The sequence below is a fragment of the Neobacillus sp. PVCKKU3 genome (assembly GCF_058323225.1).
Genome location: NZ_JBLVQN010000073.1, coordinates 1 through 11,644, shown reverse-complemented (window position 1 = coordinate 11,644; position 11,644 = coordinate 1). Strand labels below are relative to the sequence as shown.

General features: G+C 39.8%; 10 protein-coding genes and 2 pseudogenes. 3 read left to right on the top strand and 9 right to left on the bottom strand.

Annotated elements, in window-relative coordinates; genetic code table 11:
- Positions 1-407: 407 nt before the first annotated feature.
- The 6 genes and pseudogenes from ACNQGS_RS28440 to ACNQGS_RS28415 all read right to left on the bottom strand — a co-directional run.
- Entirely contained in the window at positions 408-839 is a 432-nt protein-coding gene (locus ACNQGS_RS28440) for an SRPBCC family protein (protein WP_491490307.1), read from the bottom strand.
- A gap of 126 nt (positions 840-965) precedes the next feature.
- Positions 966-1,481: an SRPBCC domain-containing protein gene (locus tag ACNQGS_RS28435; RefSeq protein ID WP_491490306.1), complete on the bottom strand. Its 516-nt coding sequence runs from the start codon at positions 1,479-1,481 to the stop codon at positions 966-968.
- Positions 1,482-1,534: 53 nt separating this feature from the next.
- Positions 1,535-1,858: an ArsR/SmtB family transcription factor gene (locus ACNQGS_RS28430; RefSeq protein WP_491490305.1), complete on the bottom strand. Its 324-nt coding sequence runs from the start codon at positions 1,856-1,858 to the stop codon at positions 1,535-1,537.
- A 410-nt stretch (positions 1,859-2,268) separates the two neighbouring features.
- Positions 2,269-2,619 carry a sigma-70 family RNA polymerase sigma factor family protein gene (locus ACNQGS_RS28425; protein ID WP_491490308.1) on the bottom strand — a complete coding sequence of 117 codons (351 nt, stop codon included), beginning with the start codon at positions 2,617-2,619 and terminating at the stop codon, positions 2,269-2,271.
- Positions 2,620-2,712: 93 nt separating this feature from the next.
- A pseudogene (locus ACNQGS_RS28420) lies at positions 2,713-2,760 on the bottom strand (hypothetical protein); the annotation flags it as partial.
- A gap of 65 nt (positions 2,761-2,825) precedes the next feature.
- Positions 2,826-4,028 (bottom strand): annotated as a pseudogene (locus ACNQGS_RS28415) (phytoene desaturase family protein); the annotation flags it as partial.
- Between the two features lie 369 nt (positions 4,029-4,397).
- On the opposite strand from ACNQGS_RS28415, the gene ACNQGS_RS28410 reads away from it, so the two are divergent.
- On the top strand, positions 4,398-5,297 hold the full coding sequence (locus ACNQGS_RS28410; protein WP_491490304.1) for a VanW family protein: 900 nt from the start codon (positions 4,398-4,400) through the stop codon (positions 5,295-5,297).
- A gap of 47 nt (positions 5,298-5,344) precedes the next feature.
- Here the strand turns inward: ACNQGS_RS28410 and ACNQGS_RS28405 are convergent, their stop codons facing one another.
- Positions 5,345-6,325, bottom strand: coding sequence for a quinone oxidoreductase family protein (locus ACNQGS_RS28405; protein ID WP_491490303.1), 981 nt, complete (start codon positions 6,323-6,325; stop codon positions 5,345-5,347).
- Positions 6,326-7,284: 959 nt separating this feature from the next.
- Between ACNQGS_RS28405 and ACNQGS_RS28400 the strand changes: the two genes are divergently transcribed.
- A complete protein-coding gene (locus ACNQGS_RS28400) occupies positions 7,285-8,214 on the top strand; it encodes a hypothetical protein (RefSeq protein ID WP_491490302.1) in 930 nt (309 codons plus the stop codon).
- An 18-nt stretch (positions 8,215-8,232) separates the two neighbouring features.
- Positions 8,233-9,105, top strand: a complete 873-nt coding sequence (locus ACNQGS_RS28395) for an HNH endonuclease (protein ID WP_491490301.1) — start codon at positions 8,233-8,235, stop codon at positions 9,103-9,105.
- A 314-nt stretch (positions 9,106-9,419) separates the two neighbouring features.
- Here ACNQGS_RS28395 and ACNQGS_RS28390 read toward each other — a convergent pair whose 3' ends face one another.
- Together ACNQGS_RS28390 and ACNQGS_RS28385 are read right to left on the bottom strand one after the other, a co-directional pair.
- Positions 9,420-10,916, bottom strand: a complete 1,497-nt coding sequence (locus ACNQGS_RS28390) for an RNA-guided endonuclease InsQ/TnpB family protein (protein ID WP_491490300.1) — start codon at positions 10,914-10,916, stop codon at positions 9,420-9,422.
- Between the two features lie 424 nt (positions 10,917-11,340).
- The coding region (locus ACNQGS_RS28385) for a DinB family protein (RefSeq protein ID WP_491490299.1) at positions 11,341-11,644 on the bottom strand (304 nt) is incomplete at its 5' end.

The following is an 11,644-nucleotide window of genomic DNA, read 5'->3' as shown; positions in this document are numbered from 1 at the left end:
TTATAACTACTTATTCTTTATATGTATAGAAAACCCTTTCCATTCATTCACCGAACAGCATTTCGTAAAACTACATACACGTTCAATTTTTGGATATCCTAACAAAATAGGAGCAGCTAGCCTGGGATGGAAAAAGGATGGTCATGATGTCAAACTAAACGTATGCCTCTTACTTAACTAACCGCTATGACTGTTCCTAAAATTGAACTCTCTTTTTTCTCATTAAACATTCAATCCTCACAGCCTTCCTTTTTTTAAACTCCCTGTTTGTCCATATTCGATAAAGGTTTAATTATTCCTTCTTCTACTAATTTGCTTCGTTAGAATAAGAAAAAGACCGCACCTTAGCGGAACAAGAAATAGGGTTGCAGCAGCAACCCTTTGTTTAACTATAAGCACCTGTTTGTTTAAGTATATTTTTCTACAATCGTGTCAAGCGCATCAGACCAGCCGTCGTACACGTACTGATCGCCGGGGTGACCGGCAAATCCGCGCAGGTGGAAAATCATCTCAGTACGGTCGCCGTGTGCGGTGAGTGTTAGAGTCACGACAGGAGAGTTCTCGATTGGAGCATCGGGGTAACCCCAGGTGAAGACGAGCCGTTCGAAAGGTACGACTTCGAGAAACACACCTCCGGTGGGATACTCCTCGCCGGTCTCGATGTTGACCATCGTGTAGCGGTAGCGTCCGCCTTCGCGAACGTCGAAGGAGATGGTCTCCAGAGGTGTCGAAGGCAACCAGTTGGCGAGTTCCTTCTCCTCTGTCCAGGCGCGCCACACGAGCTCGCGGCGGGCATTCAGGGTACGGGTAATGGTAAACTCCTGTTCAGATGTGGGCATGTTCAATATTCCTCCTTTGTAATCATGTTAAATATAAATGACCGTATTTTACCAAAGGTTCCAAAATCCCTTTAAACTAAACTGGTTTAAAACCCTACTAACGCTGAAAACAGCGTTACGGTAAATCTACTTCAGCGACTCCACTAGTTCGGTCAAACGGTCCCAAGTTTCGGTGATGCCCTGCAGCATGCCCATGTCAATGACGGTCTTAAGGGCCTCTTCAGAAACATATTCAGCACGGTTTATCAGCTTTGTCTTTCCGCCCAAATCGATGAATTCCAATGTGATCTCGGTCGACGGCATGGAGTCATTCACATTGCCTTCGGCATCCGAAAAGTAATCGGTGTAGACGATCGTCTCCGGCTCGATAATCTCCTTATAAACCCCTTTACCCCAGGATTCCATACCAAAAAATTGACCCTGATTCTGATCGACACACTTCATACAGTAATGCCAAACGCCTCCCGGACGGAACTCGACGGTACAGACCGGAATCTCCCAGCCCCTCGGCCCCCACCAGCGTTTCAGATGCTCCGGCTCTTTAAACATCCTGAATACGAGTTCTCGTGGCGCATCAAAAACGCGCTCTAATACCAGTACCCGATCATCCTCTACTCTCGATACCATTGTGTTGTTTGCCATTGTATTTCCTCCTTGTTCAAATGTTTTATATTTATTAAAGTTGATATTAGGTTTTATTTTTCTTCTTTTTCTTGTATTTCCTTTAAATAATCGTCCAAGCTATCAAATCTTTCTTCCCAAATTCGGCGATATGACTCAAGCCACGCATTTAATTGGATAAATGGCTCAGGTCGTAATTGGTAGATGCGCCGATTTGCATCAGCGTGTACTTTAACAATTCCGGCATCACTAAGAACACGAAGGTGTTTAGAAACTTGTGGCTGACGGATTTGTAAACGTTCAGAAATTTCCCCCACTGTAAGGGGACCTTCTCGCAAAAGCTCTACAATCTGTAAACGATTGGGTTCGGAAAGAGCGTTCAGTGTTGTAGTATCCATTTATAGAACCCACCCCTATCCATAAAACAGCTAAATTTAATATTCATTTAACCCTATTTAATTGTAAAAAGTACTCTGTCTCAATATCCCCTCCCAGCTTCACACAATCCTCCAAATATGAAGTTCTAGCTTTGAATAATATTCCTTAAACGGAATATAACACAATAAGAATATTCCTGCAAAGGAATATTGTGATTATTTTTTATTAAATTAAATCTTTTGTTTCTTTTTTATAAGGATAGCCTAATAGGTTGACAATTTATCTATCTTACTGGAGAAATATACTGGGACATAAAATCGTTTGGAATAAAAAAGAATCCATTTTAATCAATCTTGATTAAAATGGATTCTTTCATGCGGTACTTAACAAGCAAACCAACTTTCCCCCACAGCTAAAGCTTGTTCCCCCACTATTGCAAATGCCGCAGTTTGTCGGGATTGCCAACTATATAGATGGTCTGAATCCGATTACCATTAAAGGCGAAGGAATAGACATACTTCAGGTCATCATCCATTGTTAGGATCAGTCCTGGAATCCCATTGATGGCGACAAAGGAGAAGGTAAACTTTCCTGCATGCATTTTCAACAGGTTTTGCAGCAATCGGATGACGCCTGCAGCGCCGAAAATAGGCACCCTTGCTGTTGTTACCTTTCCGCCGCCATCCGCGTACATCGCGATATCCTCACTGACAAGTTCCAATATTTGCGTAATGTCTCCATTTATGAAGCTGTGGACAAACTCTTTTATTTTTGATTCCATAATCGTAACGGATGGCTGTTGGTCGGGGGTAAAATCCATACTTTTCTTGGCACGGTGGAAAATTTGGCGACAGTTCGCACTGCTTTTATCGAGAATTTCTGCGATTTCATCATAGGAGTAATGAAAGGCCTCGCGAAGCAAAAAGACGGCCCTTTCGTTGGCATACTGGCCACAGACGCGTCTACGAGCAGTTCCCCATGCGATGCCCAATCACCGGCGACATAGAGCCCTTCAATTTCAGGTACTGTGGGACCTGGATTTTCGATTCGATTCAGATGAGGAAAATCATGAACCACTGTCATTTTGGGCAGATACTGCCGGGCAACCACGTGATTTCGCCAACCAGGCTGGGCGAGATCTAACACCTGTTCCAACTCTCTTTCATCCTGTTCCGGGTCCGATTGCGGGCCCAGATATTTGAAAAGCGAAATTACTTGTGTTCCATCGTCGCTTAGGATGGCTGGGCGTGGTCTTCCGTTACGTGAATGATTGGAATATAAAATGGGTTGATCTACGCCGTAGATAAATTGATGTTTAGGATTGGGCAGCTGGCGTAAGCCAACATCTAGACAGGCGCCGGTAACAGCGATTGCTTGCTTTTTCCACGTGGCGAGTGCCGTATGTTCTGCATGAGGGACCAGGTTGTAAGAAATGGCTGGGGATGTAGTCAAAATAACATTCGTTGCTTCTATTTTACTGCCATCGGCACATAAAATCGACCGGACTTTTTGCTCATGATGCTCGATTAAAGCCACTTTACAATTGGTTACTACTTTTATTCCCAACTGGACAGCGTGCTCATAAAGCTCATCGACGAGCGACCCCCAACCTTTTTCCAGATAGAATACACCAAGCAATGCATGTTGCATATGCTTTAAAGCCGGTCCAGCCGGGTGTAAATCAAGGGCAGCAGTATAAGTTGTTGTTCGAAGCAGTGAATAGAACAGGTTGCGCAGCATTGGGTCCTGAATTTCAGTTTCAATCCAATCCCGGATGCTAATTTGATTCCAGATTCTTGTATCCATTTTCCCCAATTTTATAAACCATTTTGCAAATTCTAGTTTTCCTCCCCAGCTTAGAAGCGGACTTTGAACGAGGGATGAAATATTCGTTGGCATGGTTAATAAATGATTTTTCCATAATCCATATGCCTCAACAGAAGGTGAGGGCCCCTCCAATTGCAATCCGAGTTCGCGAAATGTTTTATACGCTTCCCCATTATACAAGGCATGACCGCCTAAATTAAAATAGACACCCTGCTTTTTATTTGTAATGGCCCTTCCTCCCAGCCGTTTGCTTTGTTCCAGAACGATCGTTTTCTTTCCTGCCTTTGCGGCATAAATCGCGGCAGTTAAACCCGCAATTCCCCCGCCTACAATCGCAACATCATATTTTGTCATTGTAATCACCCTTTTCGATTGTTTACAAACATAACGGGTGAGCGAATGATTTTGTGACAAAAACAAGGAAAACCTTTTTGAAGGTTATTGTCCTCTTAGGGAAAAATGGAAATGAGAAGGGATATGCTCCGAAGTTGATGAAGTACCACAAAAATAAGCGTTAATTCTAAATAAAAGCTGAATACCCCAAGCGTTATTCATTCTAATATGCTTTTGTTTCACTCACCCATTCTGATCTTGATTTATGTTTGTATTTGAACCACTAACAATCTTGGATGCAAAAGGATTCCTTTCCAGAAAGGAAGGTAATGAAAGTAGAGCACCTAGTACATGAAATAAAGATTTCAACTCATAATGATAGTAGGGAGGTTTAAACATATGAATTTCAGTTGGATGCTCGGGCTTATAATGTTATCTCAACAAGTGACGATGCAAGGAAATTTAGTGATCACTCACAATGGCCATCCTATCTCAGTTGTTAACGGTAGTAATTTTTCGATGCACTTGCCATTCTTACCTATTATCGATACAGAAAAGTTTCAAAAATTCATGGACGAAATCGATCAGCAGGTTACAAAAAACCCTAAAAATGCAATGATAGATATTAATGGCAATATTATTCCAGAACAAGTCGGTTACCATTTAAACCGCGAAGTTTTCACAGAAAAAATTTTCACTTATTATTTTAACAATACTTCATCTGAATTCGAAGTCCCTTTACAAACCACTTTTCCAATGGTCGACAGTGAATTACTTGAAAATATTAGAGCAAAAAAAATTGGGGAATATGTTACATTCTTCAGCTCCAATAACAAAGAAAGAAACAATAATATTTATCTTGCTGCAAATGCCATTAATAATTATGTACTTTTTCCAGGTGAAACATTTTCCTTCAATAAAGTGGTTGGTGAAAGATCCGCAGGAAAAGGATATCTGCCTGCCACTGTCATTGTAAAAGGGGAATATGCAGAAGACTTGGGCGGTGGAATTTGTCAAGTATCCTCTACCCTTTTTAACGCAATCGATAATGCAGGTTTAAAAGTTGTTAAGCGACATTCTCATAGTAAAGAGGTTTCATACGTTCCACCCAAACGGGATGCCACTGTCAGTTGGAACGGGCCTGATTTTATTTTTAAAAACGAATACAACCAACCTATACTCATTCTTGCAAAACCGTTAGGACACAAATTACAAATTGAAATCTATTCTTCTGATGTCATCACATATACGCCTAACGAAGTTCCATACCTTCCTAATCGGCAACATCCCCCAAAGTAAAGAGAAACTTTGGGGAATTTTCGTTTTCATCAAAGTAATTGGGTTTTTCAAGGTAGTAATAAGATTTTACCCGTACTTTTTCGGCTTTCTAGAAACCGGTGAGCTTCTTGTCCATCTTTTAACGCAAAAATGGTCGGCTCCGATACTTTTACTTTTCCTTCTTCTATCCATCTAAACAGCTCTTTTGATCGTGTCACTCTTTCTTCCCTAGAAGTGAGAACATTCCAAAGATCTCCCCCCGTTAGAGTTTTTGAGGTATCCATCAACATACGGGGATCAACTGGAGCCGGATCTCCTCCTGCCATCCCATAAAATACAACTGTACCACCGATGCGCGTAACAGCAAAACTGTCCATGAGTGTAGAGCCTATTGATTCATAAACAACATCCACCCCTTTGCCGTTCGTTTCCTCCAGAACTTTCTGCTTCCAGTCATCCTTGTACTGGAGAACCAAATTCGCTCCCACTTTTTTTGCAGCTTCAACTTTTTCCTTGGAAGATGTTAAGCCTATTACCTTACCACCAAGAAGCTTTACAATTTGAACAAGAAGCTGCCCGACACCTCCGGCTGCTGCGTGTACTAAGACAACATCATTATTTTTTACAGCATAGCTGTCCCTTGTAAGATAATGTGCAGTTAGCCCTTGAAGGAGTATAGATGCAGCCTCCTTAAATGAAACTGATTCTGGCAGAGGTATCAATTTTTCATATGGAACAGCTACTAGCTCTGCATTGGCAAATGGAACATCAGCAAATGCAATACGGTCTCCTGCACTTATGCCTTGCACTTCTGCTCCTACTTTTTCTACAATTCCTGCACCTTCATAACCTAAAATATAGGGAGGCTCCCCGGCAAGATGATAATTTCCTTTCCTTCTATAAATGTCTGCAAAGTTTAGGCCAATTGCATTCATTCTTACAAGAATTTCATCCGGACCGATGACAGGATCCTTTACTTCGCAATATTCCAGGACTTCCGGACCTCCAAATGTATTAAAAACAAGTGCTTTCATATATAAATACCTCATCTCTAATTATTAAACGCAATACTAACGTGGGACAATATGAATTGTGAACCAGTTCAATTTTAAAACCACTTTCTTTTATTGTTAGCATAAATAGGTCTGTATATCTACTACCCTCCTCTTCCTCCATTTGGAATACCCTTTGATTTAGTACGGAAAAAGGAATACCCCCCACTTAACCATTCCAACTAACCCAAACTTGAACAACAAATCCGGCAAACTAAACTTCCTCACTCCCGAATTGTTATCAGGCACAGAAAATGAAAGAGTGTTGGGTAAAAGACATAACCAAAGAGAAACCTTCTTAGCTAATGTTAGAAATGACACACGAGAACCGTCCCCATGCATCACACAGTTCGAAGAATTACAACAAATTGTTGCTCCTGTGCAACCTAATCAAACGTTTGTATAAATCGATTCAATGTCTTGCCAGGGTTTACTTTTCCTTTCACTATTACGAACATGGTTGTCGTTCAGTCAAACGTTTATGTAAATCGGACCAAAATGTTGATAAAACAACATTCCTAGTCTTATTCTCCTGAAATTTTGATGAATATTGCCAGATTAAGATGCTTCATTTCTTGAAGGTAAAACACACATTCGGAAATCACCTAATTTTCATCAAAATCTACTACCGATTTTCCAATTAAACGTTTGGATGAAAACCAAAAGGCTATTGATTTAATCGGGTTTTCCTTCCTTTTTCACCAAAAATATTGTCATTTATCCAAACGATTGATTAGTATCGGCCAAACCCTTTTCTACAATTAGATTTATATATATTTTTGCAGCAGAGAAATGTCGAATCTTGTTAAACATTTGGGAAGAATCCACATCAACCGGCCACCCTCCCAAAACTCTATCAATCTCCCACAAAATTCGGGTTATGACAAGCATGGGTAATAAGTACCAACCCCCTATTTATGTTAAAATATATTTACATATAATGGGGGATTTTGTTAATGAAGAAAGCATTAGTGCAATTACAGAGTGATCCAAGATTTTTGACATATTTAAACAATTTTAATAGGGAATATTTTCAGGATTTAGGTGCAGGCGACTATGTTGGAAACGATTTATTGTTTTTTATCGTAACTAGCCAGGCCGTTAAGAATAATGATATGGCGGTAAAACTAGTAGAAGCTTCTTCTTATAAGGACTATGTTGTTGGGGAGTTCCTAAGAGAATACTTCAATCTTAAAACAAATAAACATTTTGAAATCTTAAAATCGATTGATTCAAAAATGAAAGAATCCGCGGCTATTTTCCTATTGGGCGCATTGTTTGACATTAGCGGTCTGGGCTTGATGATTAGAATGGAGGACGCCAAGTCTGCAGCCCAGATACGAAACCAACGAGCGCTCTTAAGACAGCAGTATCGGGAAGAAGCAAAAGCGCATATTAAAAAAATCAAACAACGCCGTCGGCAGCAAAATCCTTGGAAAAAACGATCGCTCATCCAATTTTTCACTTTCAAGAAACCTAAGCTGCAATCCAAAAAGACATTAGCCAATGAACTACATTCTAAAACACCTGCAGCAGCAACCACCAAGACCAAAGCTAAAAACAACGATACGCTTAACCTAAAGAGATTCAAGTTCATTGGTCAGGTAACCTACTTAAGAAAATATAGTGATGACATGATGGAGATGAAAATAGAGTTCATAAAAGGAGAATTAAAACTTAACGATCGGGCCGCCATTCGGTACAAAGGAAATGGAAAAGCCCTGGATTACGTATGGATTAAAGACATAAAGGAATGGAATAACGGCTACCAACCAGTCCATTCTGCCAAAAGGGCAGGCATTTATTATATCTATTTTTATTCATCAGGTGGTAGCGGCGCCTTAGTTCACGGAGATATGAAACAGTTATTATTAGTTAGAGAATAATAGATAGGAGCGATTGAGGTGGCTTTTTTTCGGACAGTTGGTAAAGGTATTGGCAGTTTGGCAGGCGGTGTTGTTGGAGGCGGCGTCAAACTAGCGGGAAAGGCAGTTAAATCCGAATGGGTAGAGGAAGTCGGTGATGGAATTAAGCTGGCATCAACGACTGCATTAGATAATGCCGGTCAGTTCATCGATGGAGCCGTAAAAGGCACATACGGAGTCATCAAGAAAGACGAGCAGGCAAAGAAAGAGGGCTTCAGCGATTTGAAAGACTCTGGCGGCAGAACGCTTAAAGGGATCGGCAGCACCATCACCTACACAGCAAAAAGCGCAGGCACCACGTATGAAGGCTTAAAAAAAGGCGATAAGGAACAAGCACTTCAGGGTGTTAAAAACATCGGAAAAGTAGCGGCCATTTCCATGTTAGCGGTAGGCGTTGCCGATCTTATTGATGGGGCCGATATTGTTGATGCAGAAGACCTTGATACAAGAAACGACCATTTAAATGGAGAGTTTCATCCCGAAACAGGAGTACCTTTTATCGAAAAAACCGTAGAATTACCAAGTGGTGAATACGTGACAGGTACCTTCCCTGTATTTGAAAGTGACGTTGAGGTTCATTTGCCGGAAGAGCTTTACCTCCAATCAGACAATGTCCATTTCTCCTTCGCGAATCAAGAATTATATGAGGCAATCCAATCAGATTCAGCTCTAGCCCAACAAATAGGACTAGACCAACATGATATCGCACAGCTAGGACAAGGGAACACTCCTGAGGGGTTCACCTGGCACCACAATGAAGAACCAGGCGTCCTTCAACTCGTCGATGAAGACGTCCATCAAAACACTGGCCATACTGGCGGTAGAGAAATCTGGGGTGGCGGGGTTAGGTAAGTTCTCTAAAAAATTTCTAGGTGGGATATTTTCTAGGAACAAGCAAGAGAAGTGTTGCTAACACTTCTCCCTGCACCTTTTACCGTTAGGTTGGTGGCTTGTGACTGTTACCTACAGATTTTTCGTAAATTTATATTTTCGATCATCAGTACCATTAACTTCCTCAAGGTATACCGCATTTTCATTGACAAGGCTTTCTAAATAGAGGCAAACGATTGGATGAGTATCCCCATAACTAAAGTTCGGGGTTTCGAAAGAATAGGCTTTAAAAGCCCATTGTCTTTTCGTGGGCTACCACAAGTCCCGCTAATACATCAGGCCAAAGCCTTCAGCTTTGCATGTTTATTCTTCATTATGATGATTTTCTTTGGGGCTTGAAGGAACTGCTTTCTTTCAAGTCCATCAAACGCATCCTTTACATGTTTTCGAACAATATTAAAGGCGCCATTTACATCGGCATGAATGGAAATTTTCAATCCCTTTATCTTGTAGAAAGCCCTACTACACCGATACCCACTAAAAAGTGGATGGTTATCATCTCCGAAGGTTGGAATCGGATCATTGTCCAAAAAGCTAGACTTGCTGGTATAACTTTCTTCTCGTTCGATGACTTGAATTCCTTTCCGTTCAGCCTTGTATCGTATCATTTCAATGAACGTGGCATACGGAATTTGGATGAAGGTTTGCTTATTAGACTTTTTCAATGTGACCTCCGATTTCCAACCAACATTTCTTCCTATGATAATAGTATCAATCGTTCTTTCTGAAGCAATCTCCACTACTTTTGCACTGGCCTTGTGTAAAAAATCCATGACCCGATTATTCCTTTTACGATCCAATGAAATCAAGCGATTAGTGGTAAATATCCCTTCTTTTGGACCTTTTCCATTTCTTATAATACACATATAATTTGCCCTTAATTTGTTATAGTATTGATTAATCGATTTTAACCATGTACCCTTAATAAGCAGCGGTTTTAGCCCTGTGTTATCGATAATAGTTGCCAGGTTATCCACGCCCAAATCAATACCCATCACCCTTCTTGGCGGAAATACTAATTCATTTTTTTGTTTATCTGTTCTCTTGATTTCCTTTTCTTCTTCTACTTTAAAAACAATCTCTATTACAAAGCGGCCATAGGACGGTACAATTCGAACCTGTTGAAATTTTCCTTCAGAATAAGCGATCTTTCCCAAGTTTAATGGAAGATGAGTTCCTGGTAATTTTAGTATACTCCCATCTTTTATTTCCGTAATTTGGTTCGTTAAATAACACGTGGTGCGGCCATTCTTCGGTTTATATTTTGGAATTTTTGGTTTACCAGAAAAGCTAGCAGGGTTGAGTTTATATTTCTTAGAGGCTTCAAAAAAGCTTTTCCAATCATCATATACTTTCTTCATCGTTTGTTGATTGGACTGAGAGGGCATTGAGGTGTAATCAATCTGTTTCATAACCTTAAATAAGGCTTCTAAAAAGGCATATCCAATGAATGATTTCTCTTGGGTTGGCATTTCGAAAAGCTTCAACTTTGGTTCTATAATTTTGCCTTTTTTGTCTACTTTTATAGGTTTTGCTTTTGCTTTTTCATAGCTTTTCAGGCGAATTACATTCATTTGAGGTAAATAGGTTTCAATATCTTGTAACACTTGAAGTTGATTTTCACTTCTAATTTCTTTTCTTAATGATGTGTAAACCTGACGAATATAATAATTGGTAATGTTGTACAAAATTTTCGCCTTAAAACATAGTGAATCACAGTATTCAAACAACTCATGTTCAGGATGAATTTGTACTTTATAGGACCTATACATCGTATTCACCTCCCTCTAAATAGGAACAAATGTTCTGTATTTAATTAAATTATATCACATAATATAAAAAAGTATAGTGAGATCACTAGATTTCATTGAAAAAATAAACAAAAAAACAGCTTATATCCCCATATCTTAAGCTAGTGGTTTTACGCTGCTTTTCGATAATGACCGTTTTTTATTCCGTTCTAGTACCCTGCTGTTTTTTAGATGGTTTCAAATTTGGTTTATTTGTTGTCATTTTAACAACCCTTTCAATGCACATTCTAAAAATTAAACCCTATCATCAAGATTATAGCATTTTAGTAAATGCCATCCATTTACTTTTTGCTAGATTAATAGCATTGCTTAAATTTTTATTAAGACTAACTGCCGGAAAAAGGCAATGTCAATTAAACATCGCCCAAAATACTTCTATTTTATATTAATCTTCTGTTCCCAATACATCTGTATTTGGGGGCTCATAACCCATCTGACGGAGCATGGCTACTATTTGTCCCTTGTGATGAAACTCGTGAGTAATGGTGTGCATTAGCAATTTACGAGGAGTAATTGATAATCGTTCAGGTGCTTCTCTCCAAGGGATGTCTCTCTCAATTAGCACGTTTAATTTATGTCCATTTAGTTCTAATAATTCATTTACGATTGAATCTACTTGTTCAAATCGTGCTATTATTTCCTCTAAACTGAGATTATGTAATTCTTCTCTTGGAGTAAGTGGTTTTTTC

Coding starts and splice junctions, on each gene's coding strand:
- ACNQGS_RS28440 (WP_491490307.1), bottom strand. CDS start 839: ATGCCCACATCTGAACAGGAGTTTACCATTACCCGTACCCTGAATGCC.
- ACNQGS_RS28435 (WP_491490306.1), bottom strand. CDS start 1,481: ATGGCAAACAACACAATGGTATCGAGAGTAGAGGATGATCGGGTACTG.
- ACNQGS_RS28430 (WP_491490305.1), bottom strand. CDS start 1,858: ATGGATACTACAACACTGAACGCTCTTTCCGAACCCAATCGTTTACAG.
- ACNQGS_RS28425 (WP_491490308.1), bottom strand. CDS start 2,619: ATGGAATCAAAAATAAAAGAGTTTGTCCACAGCTTCATAAATGGAGAC.
- ACNQGS_RS28410 (WP_491490304.1), top strand. CDS start 4,398: ATGAATTTCAGTTGGATGCTCGGGCTTATAATGTTATCTCAACAAGTG.
- ACNQGS_RS28405 (WP_491490303.1), bottom strand. CDS start 6,325: ATGAGGTATTTATATATGAAAGCACTTGTTTTTAATACATTTGGAGGT.
- ACNQGS_RS28400 (WP_491490302.1), top strand. CDS start 7,285: ATGAAGAAAGCATTAGTGCAATTACAGAGTGATCCAAGATTTTTGACA.
- ACNQGS_RS28390 (WP_491490300.1), bottom strand. CDS start 10,916: ATGTATAGGTCCTATAAAGTACAAATTCATCCTGAACATGAGTTGTTT.